Here is a 17,106-nt window from a genome sequence, read left to right as displayed (position 1 = left end):
CGATTTTCCTAAGTGCAATATTTTTTCTTATCGTATTTGTTTTTTAGTTTCGATCAGCTTTTGAGCTTGATCGTCTGCGCATTTGCCAGCGTGGAGACCAATTCGGTTTCCGGGGTCGAGCAAACGCATAAGATCTGCGCCGGCTCCTCGCTGACGCTCAAATAGGCGTGTCCCATCATGGCGTCGAAGTAGCAGGAATCACCCTTCTTCAGCCGAAGGGGCGCGTAGATCTCGGTGTGAAGTTCCAATTCGCCGTCGAGGACGTAGAAAAACTCCTCGCCCTTGTGGCGGATGAGCGGCCCGAATTCCTCGAGCGTGCGCGCCCGTGCCATCGCCAGGATCGGGACCATCGATTTCTTGGAAATCTCCGTGCAAACATAGAGATAGTCGTAGTTCTGCGTGACGATCTCCCGCCCGTCGCCGGATTTGGTATAGGTGCGCCGCCCCATCATGTTGGGGACGTCTTCCGCGCCCGTCATGGTCCCGAAAAGCTCGACGATGTCGACCTTCAGGCCCTGGGCAAGCTGGATCAAGCGGTCGTAGGTGAGCTGCATCTGGTTGTTCTCGACCTTGGAAAGGGTCGAGACCGCAAGCCCGGTCATGGAGCTGACTTCGGCCAAGGTCCAGCGGTTGCGGTTGCGAATATCCTTGAGGATCTCGCCGAGGCTGGATTTCGCGTCGGTCATCGTTGGCGTCTCCATTTGCCTGCCGCCATCGAAGTGCTCGCCGGTTCTCGCCCGCCCGCAACACAGAATCCGATTGGCATGATAGGAAAACCATTTCCTATAATACGTGGCCGAAAGCAACATCGTGTTGACGGCAATCCCTGCCCCACAACCACTTGCAGCGTTTCGAAGCCCGCCTACTCCGCAAACGGGTTGGCGACCCTTGGCCAATAGGGGCGCTTCAGCTTGGTGAAAGCCAGATCCTCGAATGTCGGCTGCAAGGCGCCTGGCGCACTGACGTAATGAATGTCACGCGCGATCGGTTCGAAGCCGGCACGGAAGTGGTTGCTGGATTTCACCACGACGATCTTCTTTTGCGCGGGGTCGAGGCCAAGCGCTGTCATGCATTCCGGATGGAAGGTCTGCGTGCGCACTGTGTTGATCACGATGTCGATGCTGCCGGAGGACACCCACACGGCATCGCCGATGGCAAGCGGCGTCGGCCCGAAGCGCTGGGTGATGCCGGACGCGACGCGCCTGACCGTCACCGTCAGGTCAAGCGGGTCGCCGGATGCAGGCCCGACCTTGCCGCCGATCCTCAGTGCCAAAGTGGCCCCTTCCCCCGCCTCGCGGCACATCCGAACCGCAATCGGATCCCAATAGAGGCAGGAGGCCACGTCTTCGATGCCGCGCTCGATGATACGACGCAGGATGAAGGTCGAGTCTCCAGGCGCGCCTCCGCCGGCATTGTCCGAAACATCGGCAAGCACGATCGGACCGCTTGTCGCGGCAACGGCCCGGTCCAGGGCCGCGTCGATCCCGAGATAGTCTCCCCGCATCTGTTCGCGCGCCTCGAATATCTCGCGAGCGAAGGAGCGGGCGATACGCGCGGCTTTTTCCGGATCGTTGTCGGTCACAACAAGCATCTTGGCACCGACATCCTCGACATCGCCCCACGGGAAGCCGTGACCGAAGGAGACCGAGAGCACACCGTCCTGCCCTTCCATCGCCTTCATGCGGTCAACGATGCCACGCAAGGGCGCGCGATGCGGGTGGAAGGTGTTGATCATGCGGCAGTCATGCATGCCCATGGCTGGCTTCACTTCGCCCGCAAGTGTGCGCTCCATCAGCCGGAACAGTTGCTCCGCAACCTCCTCGATGTCGGTGTGCGGATATTCCTTGTAGGTGGAGATCATGGTCGCATTGGCCAGCATGCGTTCGGTGATATGGCAGTGCAGGTCGAGTTCGGCTGCGACCGGCACATCCGGTCCGATCACCTGCCGGACATGCGCGAGCAGATCGCCTTCGACATCGTCGTAGCCGTCGGCCACACAGGCGCCGTGCAGCGCGAGCATGACGGCGTCAACCGGCATCGCGGCCTTGAGATCGTCGAGAATGGTGGCGCGGAAACTCTCATAGACCGCTCGCGTGGTCCTGCCGCCGGGCTCGGCCACGGCGCACAGGCTCTCCACCACATCCCAGCCTTTTTCTTGAGCGGCATTGCGCCAGACGAACATTTGCGAAGAGCAGCAGTTGAGCGGCTTGCCGGTGGCATCGCCATAGGCGATCAGGTTCTCGCGGAAGGCCTCGATGCCGGTCTGCATGGGCGAAAAGGTGTTGGTCTCCGTATCCAGCCCCGCGATGAAAAGTTTCATTTTCGCCTCTCGCCTATCAAGAAAGATATTTTCTAATCATAAAACTATGTTTATCGTCGGAAAGTCAAATGCATTATCCGCGCCCTTGCGCGGCTGACCGGGGAGGCAGGAATGCGCATCTATATTTCCGCTGACATCGAAGGGATCGTCGGGGTCGTGAGCCGCGACCAGTTGATGCCCGAAGGTTTCGAGTACGAGAACGCCCGGCGCTGGATGACGGACACCGTGGTTCACGCCTGCGAAGCTGCGCACGAGGAAGGCGTCGAGGAGGTCATCCTCAGCGATTCCCATGGAAATGGCGAGAGCATCCTGATCGACCGCCTGCCCGACTACGTACAGGTCGTGCGCAGCTGGCCGCGGCCGCTGATGATGATGCAGGGCGTCGAACTCGGTTCCTTCGTCGGCGCGATGCTTCTCGGCTACCATGCCGGCGCAAGCCACAAGGGCGGCGTGCTGTCGCACACGATCGGCGGCACCGCCTTTGCCGAAGTGCGCATCAACGGCACCGTCATGCCGGAGGCCGGGATCAACGCCGCCATTGCCGGACATTTTGGCGTACCGGTGCTGCTTGCTTCCGGCGACAACGTCGCCCTGGAGGAGATCAGGGAGCGTATCGGCGATATCGTGACGGTGCCGGTCAAGCAAGTCTACAGCACGCAATCGGCGATCACATTGACGCCCGCCGTCGCCCATCGCCGCATCCGCGAGGGCGTCAAGAAGGCATTGTCGAGGGCCGGTTCGGCAAAGCCGTTCAAGTTGGAGACCCCCGTCCTTGAGATCGTCTTCCGCAACCGCCTTCCGGCCGAATATCTTTCCTATCTCAAGGGCGTCGAACGCACCGACGGGTACACGATCCGCTACCAGGGCGACGACATGGTCGACGTCTCGCGTTTCATCCAATTCGTGGTCGGCTACAATTCCCGCCTCACCTTCTGACGAGCATTTCCGCGGAACCAATCCATGACCACCTCTATCGTCCTCGGCGCCGGCATGGTCGGCGTCTCCACAGCGCTCGCTTTGCAGGAAACCGGGCACCAGGTGGTGCTTATCGACCGCAAGGCACCGGGCCGGGAAACCAGCTACGGCAATGCCGGCATCATCCAGACCGAGGCCGTCGAACCCTATGCTTTTCCTCGCTCGCTTGCCGAGATCGTCAGGGTCGGATTGAAGCGCGGCAACGATACGGACTGGCGGCTCGGCGACATGCCGCGGCTGGCCGGACCGCTCTGGCGCTATTTCACGCAATCGGCGCCGGCGACTTATGCGAGAACCGTCGCGGCCTACTCGAAGCTGGCGCTGCGGGCGAGCGACGATCATGCGCGCTTCATCGAACCCGCCAATGCCGGCGACCTGATCGTTCGCGAGGGCTGGCGCGCGGTCTACCGTTCGCCAGGAAAGCTCGATGCGGCTGTCGCGACCGCCGAGCGTCTGAAACGGGAATACGGCGTGCCGTCGGACGTGCTTACCTCCGACGAGCTTGCGGCAAGCGAGCCGGCGCTCAAAAGCCGGCTGGCGGGCGCAGTCCATTGGACCTCACCCTGGACCTGCCGTGATCCGGGCGACCTGGTCTCGCGCTACGCCGCGCTCTTCGTCGCCCGCGGCGGCAAGGTCGCCCAGGGCGATGCCATGTCCCTGCAGCAGACCGGCGCGGGCTGGCGGGTCCTGTCGGAGGGTGGCAATCTCACGGCTGAAAACGCGGTCGTCGCCCTGGGGCCGTGGTCGCCGATGCTTTTGGCGCGGTTTGGCTATCGTGTCCCCATGGTGTTCAAGCGCGGCTACCACTGGCACTTTGGCGGCAAGGAAGGCCCACGCATTTCGATGCTGGACATCGACAGCTCCGCCTTGATCGCCCCGATGAACGCGGGGTGGCGGGTTTTGACCGGCGCGCACCTGGCGCCGCTGGGCACCGCCCCGGCATCCCGACAGATACGACACGCTGTCAGCGCCGCACGAACGCTCTTTGCACTCCGCGACCCCATCGAAGCAGCGCCATGGTCGGGTACCCGTCCCTGCATGCCCGATATGCTTCCCGTCGTCGGGCCCAGTCGTCACAAGGGCCTGTGGTTCCATTTCGGCCATGGGCACCAGGGCTTCACCCTGGGGCCGACGACAGCACTTCTCCTGGCCGAGCAGGTTGCCGGGAATCGCAACAATCCGCTGGCCCTGCCCCTGTTGCCGTCGACCCGAGACTGGGCATAGCCGAACGTCAGGGCCCGGTCATTGGCGCACGGTCGAAAATGTGCGGTCGGCCAGCCGCGGCAGCATGAGCCGGAAGGCGACGCTGCGGGCGCTTTGGAACAGGATCAGCGCGATCCACAGTCCGTCATTGCCGAAGACCGGCTGCAGGATCGCCCAGGCGGCAAAGTAGATCACCAGCGAGGCGACCATCAGATTTCGCATCTGCCGCGACCAGGTGGCGCCGATATAGACGCCATCCATCTGGAAGGCGACGATACCGAAGATCGGAAGGGCGGCGACATAGGGCAGGTACGCGTGTGCGAGTGCTGACACGCTTTCCGACGGGGCGGTGATGCCGATCACCCAGTCGCCGGCCACAAAGAGACAGAGCGCGACGAGCCCGGCAAAGACGAAGCCCCATACCGTGGTCAAACCAACAGCACGGTCGAACGCCGGCCGGTAGCGCGCGCCGACGGCTCGTCCGGCCAGTTGCTCCGCCGCCGTTGCCACCCCGTCGAGAAAGGCGACGCCGAAGAAATAGAAGCGCAGCAGGATCGTATTGGCCGCAAGGACTTCGATGCCGAGCATGCCGCTTTGGCGGGTGAAGAAGGAAAGCCCGATCAGAAGCGCGAAGGAGCGGATCATCATGTCGCCATTGACCGAAAAGGCGCGACGGAACGCCGTCAGATCCGGCAGGTTCCACGCGCTCCGGTCGGTCTTTGCCCAGATGAGGTAGAGCCCCGCCAGTGCCGTGACGGCCTCGGCAACGAGAGAGGCGGCAGCAACGCCCGCCACACCCCAGCCGAGACCGAGGACCCAGTGCACGCTCAAGCCGGCGTTCAGCGCACTGAGCAAGGTTTGCAGGATCATGCCCCAGAGCGCATCGCCACGCCCGATGATCCAGCCGAAAACCACGAAATTGAAGAGGACGAAGGGCGCCGACCAGACCCGCCAGGCGAAATAGGTGGCGGCCGCTTCGGCGACCTTGCCTTCCGCGCCCATGGCGGCAAGGCCAAGCGCGCCGATCGGCTTTTGAAGCAAAAGCAGTGCCAGCCCCGCCACGATCGCGATGATGAGGCCGCTTGCGAGCATGCGCTGCTCTTCACGCCGGTCACCGGCGCCGAGCGCCTGGGCCGTAAAGCCCGTGGTCGCCCCGCGCAGGAAGTTGAAGGTGACGAAGATGACGTCGAAGATGACGGTCGAAAGCGCCACGCCGCCGATCAGGGTCTCGTCGCGCAACTGGCCGATGACGCCGGTTGCGACGAGCCCGACAAGCGGGCTCGACAGATAGGCGATCATCATCGGCAACGCGATGCGAAGCACGTCGCGATGCGCGATGTCGAAGGGACGGACCGTGACCGCAGCGTGATCGGAAGCGTGTTTCACTCAATCCAGCCGGTGTGGTTCGCCGAGCGTATGCATCAGCCGATTGGCCCAGCCGAAGATTGCAACCGCGTGGATAAGGTCGAGGATCTGCAGGTCGTCGAGGCCGATCTCGCGCAGGTGGTAGAACTGGTAGGCGCCGACATTGTCGGGATGCGCCGTCAGGTCGACGCCGAAATTGAACAGCGCCTGCTCGAATTCCGGCAGGTTCGCGTCAAGGCCGCTGCCATAGATCTCGTCGACCACCTCCGGCCGCTTTTCGAGCTGGATGTAGCGCGCCGCATGAACCGAGGCGCAATAGATGCAGCGGTTGACGAAGGATGCGGCAAGCGCGCCGATCTCCCGGCCACCGCGCGACAGCCCGCCCTCGCTATACATGATGTCGTTGAAGAGCGGCGTGCGCTCCTTCAGGGTTTCCGGCTCGTTGGCGAGAACCAGCACATAGTCCGAAATCTTCCTGTTGGACGGCGTGATCTTCAGCGCGTCGAGCTGTTCGGGTGTGGCGGTCTCGACATCGACCGGCTTGACATAGGGCTTCCAGTCGAGCGCTTCGACGGTGAATTCGTGCACGGCTTGCGACATCTCAGTTGTCCCTCAGCATCTTGAGGCCGGCCGTAACCAGCACCTGATAGTTCACGAAGGCGATCAGGCCGGCGAGCGTGACGATGTCCCGGTCGTCGAGACCTGCGGCGGCGAGCTTTTCGATGTTGGTGCGCGTCGCCTCCTTCGGCGAAAGCGTGACGAGATCGACATGGGCGAGGATCGCCTGAAGGCGGGGGTCTTCGATGCCGTTGCCAGGATCGGCAATCGACGCCAACGCGGAGCCCTCGTCCTCGCGTTCGAGCAGCGCCCGGAAATGCGCGGAGAGCTCCTGCGACTTCCAGAGTGCCGCCATGCGCGCAGCAAGGGCTGCTCGGAGCGCATAGGAGAAGTTGCGCGGATCGGCAGGGCGAAGGGCAGCCTGATAGCTCGTCTGGCTCAACTGCTTCAGCTTCGCCCGCTGTTCGCGCAGCGCCTGCAGGTCGGGAAAGCGATCGAGCCCGAGCACCGTGTCAATTACGTCAGTTGTCGATGGAGAGGTCATTGGTTTTCCTGTCATCTGAAACGCGGGAGGGTCAGGCCGTCTTCTGCGCCGGCGTCGGCGCGTCGGCATCCAACCATTCGGTCCCGTCGAGCTCCGGCTTTTCGTAGGCGATTAGCGCTTCCCAATGGTAGTCGACGTCCCGAATGAAGAGCGAGGCCGCGACCCCGCGCGCCAACCAGAGCGCACCCTCGCTGATGGCCGGAATGTCGCCGCTGACCTTGCCGACGCTGACGGAGGCGCCGTAGTTGAAGCAGTGGATGTCCTTCAGCCAGGGGGCTGTTCCCGGCTCCTTCTCGGTGAAGGAGAAGTCTCCGTTCAGCCAGGGGAAGCGCCCGAGCCCGGGGTTCTCTTCGCCCGGTGGCGGCGCGTAGCGGTCATCCCAGCAGGCGATCTGGTCCTGATAGGGGGCAAGCTCGCTGCGGCTCAGCGGATCGATCGAGAACCCAGTGCCGAGGATGACGAAGTCGGTGCGGAAGATGCGGCCGTTCGTCGTGGTGATAACGACCTCGCTGCCCTCTTCCCTCATCGACCGGATGCCGCAGTCGAAATGGAAGTAGGCGTTCGGGTGCCGGCTGACGCGCAGCGTCGAATTGTGTGGTGCCGGCGTCTGCTGCTTGGCCGCATAGTCCATCAGCCGCCAACGCCATTCCGGCGAGATCTCGGCAAAGCCTGCGGTCACACCATAAGAGCCGATGCCCATCAGCTTGTTGACCGTCGGCATTTCCTTGCGGCGGGCGAGAAGCCGCACCTCCCCTGCCCCTTGCTCCAACGCCTCGGCGGCATTGTCGACCGCCGAAGCACCGACACCGATGACGACGACGCGCTTGCCCTTCAGGCGATCGAAGTCGATCTCGTCGGCCGAGTGCGCCCAGGACTTGTGCCGCTCCATGCCCTTGACGAAATCCGGAATGGTCGGCTCGCCGAGCCCATCGCGGCCCGTCGCCATCACCAGCTTGCGGGTGATGATCGCAGGTTTTGCGCCGCCGGCGATTTCAAGTTCCAGCAGTCCGTCGGGGCGCGGCACGACGCGGGTGACGTGGGTGTCGTTTTCGACCGGAATGTCCATGACATCGCGATACCAGCGCAGGTAATCCATCCACATCGGCCGCGGGATGCGAAACAGCTCCTCCCATTCCGCTTCACCATGAAGCGCCGTGAACCAGGCGCGGAAGCTGAGTGACGCAACGCCCAGTGCCGGGCCGAGAAGGATCTTCGGCGAGCGCAGCGTCTCCATGCGCGCATAGGTGACCCAAGGGCCCTCGAAACCCTTCGGCGCGCGGTCGACGATGCGCAGATTGGCAATACCGGCACGCGTCAAGGCATGCCAGGCAACGAGCCCGCACATGCCGCCGCCGATCACGACCACATCGCTGACGTCATCGCCCGCCGCAGTCGTCACCGGCTTCGACCAGTTGGCCGGCGGATAGTTGAGGTAGCTCAGGTCCTGCCTTACCCGCGCATTGAGCGCGGCCAGCCGTTGCTGCTTTTGATTGTCGGTCATCCCCGATCTCCCTTCACTTCGCCAAAAGGACGGCATCGCGGTCGCGCCACCCCACCCAGACGTCGTCCCCTTCGATATGCGAAAGCGCCACCGGATCGATCTGCGCCTCGAGCGTGCTACCGTTGTCGAGCTTGACGGTCAGCGACGTGTGAGCCCCCTTGAAGACGCGCTGATCGATGCGCCCTTTGAGCGACGGCCGGTCTTCCGGCTTGCGCGACAGGCAGAAAACCGCCTCCGGTCGCAGCGCCACGGTGGCATGGTCTCCCGGTATCGGCGAGGTGCCGTTCACATCCGCATGCACGATGTTGCCGCGCCACTCGACGGCAGCGATCTCGCCGGAGACCGAAGCAACCGTGCCTTCGAGGAAATTGCTCTGGCCGATGAAGTTCGCAACGAAGCGGCTGCGTGGCCGGGCGTAGAGCTCGTCCGGTCCTCCCATCTGCTCGATCCTGCCCTTGTTCATCACGACGATGACGTCGGACATGGTGAGCGCTTCCTCCTGGTCGTGGGTGACGAAGATGAAGGTCTTGCCGGTCTTCTTTTGGATCGACTTCAGCTCGATCTGCATCTGCTGGCGCAGCTTCGCGTCGAGCGCCGACAGCGGCTCGTCGAGCAGAAGCACGTTCGGATCCGGAGCCAGCGCCCGCATCAGCGCCACGCGCTGGCGCTGTCCGCCGGAAAGCTGTGCCGGCATGCGTTCGGCGTGATCCTGAAGGGAGACGAGGGCGAGGAGATCGCTGACCCGTCTGTGGATCGCGGCGCTCTCCATGCCCTTCAATTCCAGGCCGAAGGCGATGTTGCGGCCGACCGTCAAATGCGGAAAGAGCGCGTAGTCCTGGAAGACGATGTTGACGTTGCGCTTGTTCGGCGGCAGGTGCGAGATCGGCTTGCCCTCGAGGTAGATTTCCCCCGACGTCGGGCTGTCGAAGCCACCGAGCATGCGCAGCGTCGTCGACTTGCCGCAGCCGGATGGGCCAAGCAGCGTGACGAACTGGCCGGGCGCGATCGCAAGATCGAGATCATCGACGGCGGTCAGCGCCCCATAGGACTTGTTGACGTTCTTGAAATGGACGACAGGCTGCATTTGCGTCAGCTCCTCGATCGGCGGGTGAAATGCTCGGCATAAAGGCCGATGGCGGTGGTGACGACGAGCACGATGGTCGCCATGGCGTTGATTTCCGGCGACATACCACCTTGCACCTTGGCGAAGATCAGCATGGGCAGGGTCGGCTGGTAGCCGCCGAGGAAGAAGGTGCGGACGAAGTCGTCGATGCTGGTCAACACGCAGAAGATCATGCCGCCGAAGAGCGCCGGCATCAGATAGGGGATGGTGACGCGCAGGAAGGCGATGAAGGGATCGGCGCCGAGATCGCGCGCCGCATCCACCAGATTGGCCGGCATCGACCGCAGCCGGGTCAGAACCATGATGACGACGAAGGGCACGGCATGAACCGTATGCGCAAGGATGATCGCGAAGGTTCCGGTCGGAATGTCGACGGCGCGGATGAAGATGCGCATCGAGATCGCGTTGATCAGCCCCGGCACCACGGCCGGAAGACAGGCGAGCGCGAAGATCACTGCCTTGCCCCAGATGTTTTCCGCCGAAACGAGAAGTGCGATCCAGACGCCGATGATCGTCGCCGAAACGGTGGTGGCGAGCGCAATGCCGATCGAATAGAGCGAGGCTTCGAGGAACTGCTTGTCCTGGATCACCTTGCCGTACCAGGACAGCGTCCAGTTGCCGATCGGGAAGGCGATGAAGTTCGCATCCTTGAAGCTCATCGCCGTCATCAGCGCCAGCGGCAGGACCAGATAGACGGCAAAGATCCAGTAGGAAGCACCGAGCGCGGTTTTCGGGAGGTCGTTGAAATAGGTTCGCATCATTCGCCCTCACATCAGCCGGACGGAGCGACCGCCGACGACCCGCATGAAGAGCCCGACGGTCGTCAAGGACACGACAAGCATGATCATCGAGAAGGCAGCACCTTCCGGCCATTTGTCGTTTGAGCCGTGAAACAGCGTCGCGATAACTTCAGGGAAAATCACTGAATTCGGGCCGCCAAGCAGCAGCGGCGCAGCGAAGACGCCGACAGCCGTCAGGTAGACGAGGCTGCAGCCCGAGACGATGCCGTCCTTCGATAGCGGCAGGATGACCCGGCGAAACCGCTGCCACGGCCCAGCCCCAAGATCGGCTGCCGCCTGGATCAGCGGCGTCGGGATCTTCTCGATCGCCGAATAGAGCGGCAGGAGCATGTAGAGCGCGAGCAGGTAGATGACGCCGAAGCTTAGCGAGAAGAAGGTGTAGAGCATCGGGATCGGCCGGTCGATGAAACCGAACTCGCGCAAGAGCACGTTCAACGCCCCGCGGTTAGCGAGCAGCATGATGACCGAGAAGGTGCGGATCAGCTCACCGGCCCAGAAGGGTATGAGCAGCAGCAACAGGGCCCGCATCCGGTTCTTCGGCTGCACAATCTTTGCGACGTAGTAGGCCACGGGATAGACGATCACCAGCGTCGAGATCGTGACCACGGCGGCAAAGATCAGGCTGCGGACAAAGGGCAGGAAATAGAGCCGATCGGAGAAGAACAGCGCGTAGTTGGCCAGCGTGTATTCGCTGCTCTTGTCCGGCTGCGGCGGATAGTTGGCAAGAAGGCTGATATTGGCCATCTGCAGGATCGGCCCGATATGCAACATAGCGATCCAGAAAAGCGGCACGCCTGCCAGCACGGCGAGACGCACGCGCCGGCTTTCGACGAGCAGGCCGATCGTATGGCGATAAAGCCCCGAACGTGCCGCCTTGCCGATCCATCCGGCATAGCGCGGCACCGTCGACAAACCGACGGATGGCGGTTGTGTTGTCGTATCCAGCATTGTCTTTGTTCCCGGCTCTGGAAGAGTCCATTTTATGACGGGCGACCGGCCTCAGCCGATCGCCCGGATTTTGATAGGTCAGGCCGACTTGATCTCGGCCGTTGCCTTGTCGATCATCTCGTTCTTCATGTCGCGGTTGACGGAGCTGAAGAACTGGATGCGTTCGACCTGCTCGGGCGGCAGCGACAGCGCGGCACGCTCCTTCTCGTCCAGCACCTTGTCGACGCCGTCGAAGGCCGACGAGAAGCCGGACTGGCGGGTCATCGCAGCACCAATCTCCGGCGACGACAGGATGGCGTCGAGGAAGGTGTAGGCCGCGTCCGCATTCGGCGCGTTGTTGACGATGTTGAACGAATAGAGGAAGCCGAAGGTCCCTTCCTTCGGCACCGAGATCTCGATCGGATGGCCGTCCATGATGAGCTTGGCGGCCGGACCGGACCAGGCCTGCGCCAGGTAGATGTCCTCGTTGACCAACATCTGCTGCAGCTCGGAGCCGGCATCGTAGTACTTGCGCACCTTGTCCTTGTGCTGGATGAGGAAATCGCGGGCCTGGTTCGTTGCGGCCTGTGCGACATCGGGCTTGTCGCCGTAGGTCACATAGTCGCCGTCGTTGCCCTGGTAGCGCATGACGATCGAGAGGAAGTCGCTGACGATGTAGGACGTCAGGTTCTTGTTCTCGTCATCGAACATGATCGCCCAGCTGTCGGAAGCCTTGGCGTATTCGGTGTTGCGCACCAGGCCCTCGAAGCCGGCAAGCAGCGGCACGCCGAAGGTCTTGCCGTCGACGGTCAGTTGCGGCGCGCCCTTGTAGGCGGCGGCGAGCTTGCCCCAGTTCTTCAGGCGCGCGGTGTCGAGCGACGAGAGCAGATTCGATTTCATGAACTGCGACAGGCGGTGGCCGGTCACGGTGACAATGTCGGTGGAAGGTGCAGCCCCTTCGGCGGTCAAAAGGTTGTACTGCTTTCCCTGGTCGTCGGTCAGCCGGATTCGCACCTCGATGCCAGTATCCTTCTGGAACTGATCGATAAAGGACTGCGGTACGAACTTGTCATAGGTCGTGATGTTGACGACCTTGCTCTGGGCGAAGGCCGGGCGGATGATCGAAGGCGCTGCGAGCACGCCGGCCCCGGCTGCCAACAGCTTCATTGCCGATCGGCGGGTGACGTCAAAATTGTTCATCTCGTTCTCCTCATTTTGGCAGGCTCAATTCTCGTGTGGGCGTTTAGAGCTTTTGCTCCCCTTTATTTCGCCGCCGGGTTGTCCGGCGGCGCACCATTGCCGGCGTTCCTGCCGGCAAAGCTCCTTTCGGCGATACGCGCCATCTGCTTGGGATCGTGCACTGTCAGATCCGGCATCCGCTCCGAAGCGATCCGCGCTATCCGTTGAATGAGGTCCCGGACGCCGGCCGAGAGCGGGCGCGAGCCAGCCGATAGGATCGCCCACAGAAAGGGGATCTGGACATCGAGCGGCCGAACGACGATGGGTGCCGATTGCAGACCGTAGGCGGTCGCCGGCTCGATGATCGCCACGCCAAGGCCGAGCGATGCGACCTGCACGGCGTTGTTGGCCGCGTTGGTCGCGATGATGCGATTGGGCCGCACGCCGGCCGCGTTGAGCACTTCATCAACGCTATGGCGCAGCCGAAACGGATTGGACATGGTGACCAGCGTGCGCCCGGCCAGATCGGCGATCGCGATCACGTCTTTCGCCGCCAGCGGATCGTGCGGCGCAACCGCGGCGACGCAGCGCCCTTCGAAAAAACCCTGAACGTCCAGGCCGGGCTGATCGGCCGGCAGTGACGTCACGCAGAAATCCGCCGTGCGCGCAAACACCGACTGCACGGCGGCCTCGGCTGGCATGCTGCGCAAATTGATCGTGTGGGGCAGCAGATGCTCCGGCAGCGCGGCAAGTGCGATCGGGATGATGCCGCTGGCAAAGGCCGGCGTTGCGGCGATCTCGATCGGCTCGGGTTCCTTGCCGGCGATTGCCTTGGCGCGATTGCGCAGGTGCCCGATGCCGCTGACGAAACGCTCTGCATCCTCATGGAAGGCAATGCCCTTGTCGGTCGGCGCGATCCGCGGACCATTCCGCTCGAACAGCGCAAAGCCGAGCGACGTCTCCAGGTCCTGGATCAGGCGCGTCACCTGCGACTGCGAGCGGTCGAGCAGGCGGGCGGCACCGGTGATGCTGCCCGTCGACATAACGGCGAGAAAGGCCTCGAGATCGCGTACTTCCATCGGCTATCATGCGCTCCCTGCATGGTGGACGATCAATAGTGCATAAAACGCATTCTTAGTTCTAGTGACAAAAGACAATTTTTCTCGGATGGGGTCGACCGGGCCGGATCGGGCCGGCCCTTGCGGCCTTACCAGTCCATGACGACCTTTCCGGAATTGCCGGAGCGCATGGCCTGAAAGCCGTCGCGGAACTCGTCGATCTTGATGCGGTGGGTGATGACGGGGGCAAGGTCGAGGCCGCCCTGCACGAAGGCGATCATCTTGTACCAGGTCTCGAACATCTCGCGGCCATAGATGCCCTTGAGGTTGAGCATCTTGAAGATCACCTTGTTCCAGTCGATCTCGAAGCCGGCCGGCGCGATGCCGAGGATGGCGATCTTGCCGCCATTGTTCATCTTGTCGATCATGTCGCGGAAGGCAGGGGCCGCTCCCGACATTTCCAGCCCGACGTCAAAACCTTCGGTCATGCCGATCGCCTTCATCACGTCGGCAAGGTTTTCCTTCGAGGCATCGACGACATGGTCGATGCCGACGCTTTTCGCGAGCGCCAGCCGCGTCGGGTTGATGTCGGTGATCACCACCTTGCGCGCGCCCGAACGCTTGGCGACCAGCGCCCCCATGATGCCGATCGGCCCGGCGCCGGTCACCAGCACGTCCTCGCCGACGAGATCGAAGGAGAGTGCTGTGTGCACCGCATTGCCGAACGGATCGAAGATCGCCGCGATCTCGTCGGGCACATCCTCCGGGATCGGCACGACGTTATACTCCGGCAGGCAGACGAACTCGCCGAACGAACCTGGCCGGTTGACGCCGACGCCGAGCGTGTTGCGGCACAGATGCCCGCGGCCGGCCCGGCAGTTGCGGCACTTGCCGCAGACGATGTGGCCCTCGCCCGAGACCCGCTCGCCGACATGGTACTTGGTGACGGCCGAGCCGACCTCGGCGATCTCGCCCATGAACTCGTGACCAACGACCATCGGCACCGGAATGGTCTTTTGCGCCCACTGGTCCCAGTTCCAGATGTGCACGTCGGTGCCGCAGATCGCCGATTTCTTCACCTTGATCAGCACGTCGTTCGGGCCGATCTCCGGCACCGGCACGCGCTCCATCCAGAGGCCCTCTTCCGGCTTCGACTTCACCAGCGCCTTCATCATGTTCGTCATCAGTCTCTCCCTCAGATCACGCCGAGGTCGCGGCCGACCTCTTCGAAGGCGGCGATTGCCCGGCGGACATCCGCTTCACTATGCGCTGCCGACATCTGCGTGCGGATGCGCGCCTGGCCCTTCGGCACCACCGGGAAGGAGAAGCCGATGACATAGACGCCCTTCTTCAGCATGCGCGCCGCCATCTCCTGGGCGAGTGCGGCATCACCGAGCATCACCGGGATGATCGGGTGGCCCTCGCCGGCCAGCGTGAAGCCGAGCTTCGACATCTCGGTGCGAAACAGGCTCGCATTGGCATAGAGCCGTTCGCGCAAGGCATCGCCGTTGTCGATCAGGTCGAACACCTTCAGCGAGGCGGCGGCAATCACCGGCGCCAGGGTGTTGGAAAACAGGTAAGGGCGCGAGCGCTGCCTGAGCCAGTCGACCACTTCGGCCTTGGCCGCGGTGTAGCCGCCCGAGGCACCGCCGAGCGCCTTGCCGAGCGTGCCGGTGATGATGTCGATCCGGCCCTCGACGCCACAATGTTCGGCCGAGCCACGGCCATTCTTCCCGACGAAACCGACCGCATGGCTGTCGTCGACCATGACCATGGCGCCATATTTGTCGGCGAGATCGCAGACGCCCTTAAGATTGGCGATGATGCCGTCCATCGAGAAGACGCCGTCCGTGGCGATCAGCTTGAAGCGGCTGCCCTCGGCCTTCTTCAGCTCCTCCTCCAGCGCCGCCATGTCGTTGTTGGCGTAGCGGAAGCGCCTGGCCTTCGACAGCCGCACGCCGTCGATGATCGAGGCGTGGTTGAGCGCATCGGAGATGATCGCATCCTCTTCGCCGAGCAGCGTTTCGAACAGGCCGCCATTGGCATCGAAACAGGAGGAATAGAGGATCGTGTCTTCCAGGCCGAGGAAGGACGAAATGCGTGCCTCCAGCTGTTTATGCTCCTCCTGCGTGCCGCAGATGAAGCGCACCGAGGCCATGCCGTAGCCGTAGCGGTCGAGCGCCTGTTTGCCGGCCTCGGCCAGCTCCGTGTTATCGGCAAGGCCGAGATAGTTGTTGGCGCAGAAGTTGAGCACCCGCTCGCCCGAGGCGACCTTGATCTCACCCGCCTGCTTCGAGGTGATCACACGCTCCGACTTGTACAACCCGGCCGTCTTCAGGCCCTCGAGTTCTGAACGGAGATGGGTGAGGAAGCGATCACTCATTCAGACACGTCCCTCGGCTCGATCGACAGCGACGACAGGCGGGAAGCCGGTGCGGCACAGGGCATCGAGACCTTCGAGATCCAGCCGCTCGAGGCCCAGTTCCGGAAGGAGGTCGTTCTCGCCTTCGAAGTCTCGGCCGTACATGGCCGAGAAGATGCGGATACCGGCCTCGTGCAGGTCAGCCGGGCATCCGGCAAGGCGCGCGAGCTGCGCAGTGACGACCAGACCGAAGGGAACATCCTCCGTCACGTAGCGGCTGTCGGCCGTCGCAGGACCCGTGCCGTTATGTCCGGCCTCATGCATTTCCTGGTTCATCTGCGAGATCGTGCTGACCGGCACATGGAACGACAGGTGGAAATGCTGAAAAATGTCGCGCACTTTCAGCTGCAGCTTCTCGGCGACAGCCAGGCGTTCGAGGTCGAGTGTCTCCAGGAGACGACCGATATTGGGGGTGACGTTCTGGGCCTGAACCCAGGTCTCGCCGCGCTCCATGCGCGACATGTTGCCGAGCGCGATCCCGAGGTGGTTTTGCGGATTGAGGTTTGAAAGCGCGATCGCCAGCAGGCTGCCGCGATCGACAAAATGTTCGCCGAAAAGCGCCGTGCAAACCGCATGGCCGCGCGCACTTTCCGATGCCGGAACGGTCGCGAGATCGACCTGCTTGCGGATGGTGTTCACCTGCACCAGCGCAGGGCCGAGCTTCCGGCCGCTGACGATCGTCGTGCCCCAGGCAACGATCGGCAAGGTGATGCCGCGTGCTGCCAGAAGCGACGAGAGATAAAGCGCTCCGAACGAGGTATGCGAGCTGAAGATCACCACTTGACCGGCAGTCAGATGCGGCGCGATTGCGTCCAGCACGAAGCGGTGACCATAGGCCGGCAGCGCGATGAGGATCGCATCGGTATCGTGGACGAGATCTTCCGCACGCTTGGCAACGGCCGGAAGGAAGGTGCCTTCGATGGCGCCCTCGGCCGTGAGGCGCCCTCCCTCTGCGAGTGCCACAGTGCCGGTGCCGGACGGCGACCAGAGCGTTGCCTTGTGTCCCAGTTTTTCAAGAAGTGCAGCGGTGCCAAAGGCAATAGAGCCAGCACCTGCGATACCTACGCGCATGTCGTTTTCCACTTTCATTGATATCGGGTGACGGGCGCAGCCGGGGCGCCCGCTGTCGAG

At 62.9% G+C, this 17,106-nt stretch carries 16 protein-coding genes; 2 read left to right on the top strand and 14 right to left on the bottom strand.

Annotated elements, in window-relative coordinates; all coding sequences use genetic code 11:
• Positions 1-53: 53 nt before the first annotated feature.
• Both IB263_RS16055 and IB263_RS16050 read right to left on the bottom strand, forming a co-directional pair.
• Positions 54-686, bottom strand: coding sequence for a helix-turn-helix domain-containing protein (locus IB263_RS16055; protein WP_034801861.1), 633 nt, complete (start codon positions 684-686; stop codon positions 54-56).
• 176 nt (positions 687-862) lie between these two features.
• Positions 863-2,320: a M81 family metallopeptidase gene (locus tag IB263_RS16050; protein ID WP_192438689.1), complete on the bottom strand. Its 1,458-nt coding sequence runs from the start codon at positions 2,318-2,320 to the stop codon at positions 863-865.
• A gap of 111 nt (positions 2,321-2,431) precedes the next feature.
• On the opposite strand from IB263_RS16050, the gene IB263_RS16045 reads away from it, so the two are divergent.
• Both IB263_RS16045 and IB263_RS16040 read left to right on the top strand, forming a co-directional pair.
• Positions 2,432-3,256 (top strand): M55 family metallopeptidase, encoded by an 825-nt coding sequence (locus IB263_RS16045; protein WP_060609969.1) that lies wholly within the window; start codon positions 2,432-2,434, stop codon positions 3,254-3,256.
• Positions 3,257-3,280: 24 nt separating this feature from the next.
• Entirely contained in the window at positions 3,281-4,519 is a 1,239-nt protein-coding gene (locus tag IB263_RS16040; protein ID WP_060529780.1) for an FAD-binding oxidoreductase, read from the top strand.
• Between the two features lie 18 nt (positions 4,520-4,537).
• Here IB263_RS16040 and IB263_RS16035 read toward each other — a convergent pair whose 3' ends face one another.
• The 12 genes from IB263_RS16035 to IB263_RS15980 form a co-directional block, all read right to left on the bottom strand.
• A complete protein-coding gene (locus IB263_RS16035; RefSeq protein WP_371814121.1) occupies positions 4,538-5,884 on the bottom strand; it encodes an MATE family efflux transporter in 1,347 nt (448 codons plus the stop codon).
• On the bottom strand, positions 5,885-6,463 hold the full coding sequence (locus IB263_RS16030) for a peroxidase-related enzyme (protein WP_060609974.1): 579 nt from the start codon (positions 6,461-6,463) through the stop codon (positions 5,885-5,887).
• Between the two features lies 1 nt (position 6,464).
• A complete protein-coding gene (locus tag IB263_RS16025) occupies positions 6,465-6,965 on the bottom strand; it encodes a CMD domain-containing protein (RefSeq protein ID WP_060520885.1) in 501 nt (166 codons plus the stop codon).
• A 31-nt stretch (positions 6,966-6,996) separates the two neighbouring features.
• Positions 6,997-8,466 (bottom strand): NAD(P)-binding domain-containing protein, encoded by a 1,470-nt coding sequence (locus IB263_RS16020; protein ID WP_113554967.1) that lies wholly within the window; start codon positions 8,464-8,466, stop codon positions 6,997-6,999.
• 13 nt (positions 8,467-8,479) lie between these two features.
• Positions 8,480-9,550 carry an ABC transporter ATP-binding protein gene (locus tag IB263_RS16015; RefSeq protein ID WP_034801840.1) on the bottom strand — a complete coding sequence of 357 codons (1,071 nt, stop codon included), beginning with the start codon at positions 9,548-9,550 and terminating at the stop codon, positions 8,480-8,482.
• Between the two features lie 5 nt (positions 9,551-9,555).
• Positions 9,556-10,347, bottom strand: a complete 792-nt coding sequence (locus IB263_RS16010; RefSeq protein WP_060584577.1) for an ABC transporter permease — start codon at positions 10,345-10,347, stop codon at positions 9,556-9,558.
• A gap of 9 nt (positions 10,348-10,356) precedes the next feature.
• Positions 10,357-11,337, bottom strand: a complete 981-nt coding sequence (locus tag IB263_RS16005) for an ABC transporter permease (protein WP_060529775.1) — start codon at positions 11,335-11,337, stop codon at positions 10,357-10,359.
• Between the two features lie 78 nt (positions 11,338-11,415).
• Complete coding sequence (locus IB263_RS16000) at positions 11,416-12,516, bottom strand: extracellular solute-binding protein (RefSeq protein WP_060609983.1); 1,101 nt, start codon at positions 12,514-12,516, stop codon at positions 11,416-11,418.
• Between the two features lie 62 nt (positions 12,517-12,578).
• A complete protein-coding gene (locus IB263_RS15995; protein ID WP_060609986.1) occupies positions 12,579-13,574 on the bottom strand; it encodes a LysR family transcriptional regulator in 996 nt (331 codons plus the stop codon).
• 128 nt (positions 13,575-13,702) lie between these two features.
• Complete coding sequence (tdh, locus tag IB263_RS15990) at positions 13,703-14,737, bottom strand: L-threonine 3-dehydrogenase (RefSeq protein WP_060611193.1); 1,035 nt, start codon at positions 14,735-14,737, stop codon at positions 13,703-13,705.
• 11 nt (positions 14,738-14,748) lie between these two features.
• A complete protein-coding gene (locus tag IB263_RS15985) occupies positions 14,749-15,936 on the bottom strand; it encodes a glycine C-acetyltransferase (RefSeq protein WP_192438688.1) in 1,188 nt (395 codons plus the stop codon).
• Positions 15,937-17,046 carry an NAD/NADP-dependent octopine/nopaline dehydrogenase family protein gene (locus tag IB263_RS15980; protein ID WP_192438687.1) on the bottom strand — a complete coding sequence of 370 codons (1,110 nt, stop codon included), beginning with the start codon at positions 17,044-17,046 and terminating at the stop codon, positions 15,937-15,939. It lies immediately after the preceding gene.
• Between the last annotated feature and the right edge of the window lie 60 nt (positions 17,047-17,106).

The sequence above is a fragment of the Ensifer sp. ENS03 genome (assembly GCF_014852035.1).
Classification (GTDB): domain Bacteria; phylum Pseudomonadota; class Alphaproteobacteria; order Rhizobiales; family Rhizobiaceae; genus Ensifer; species Ensifer adhaerens.
The sequence above is the reverse complement of the archived record's forward strand: the minus strand, read 5'-3'. Positions and strand labels throughout refer to the sequence as shown.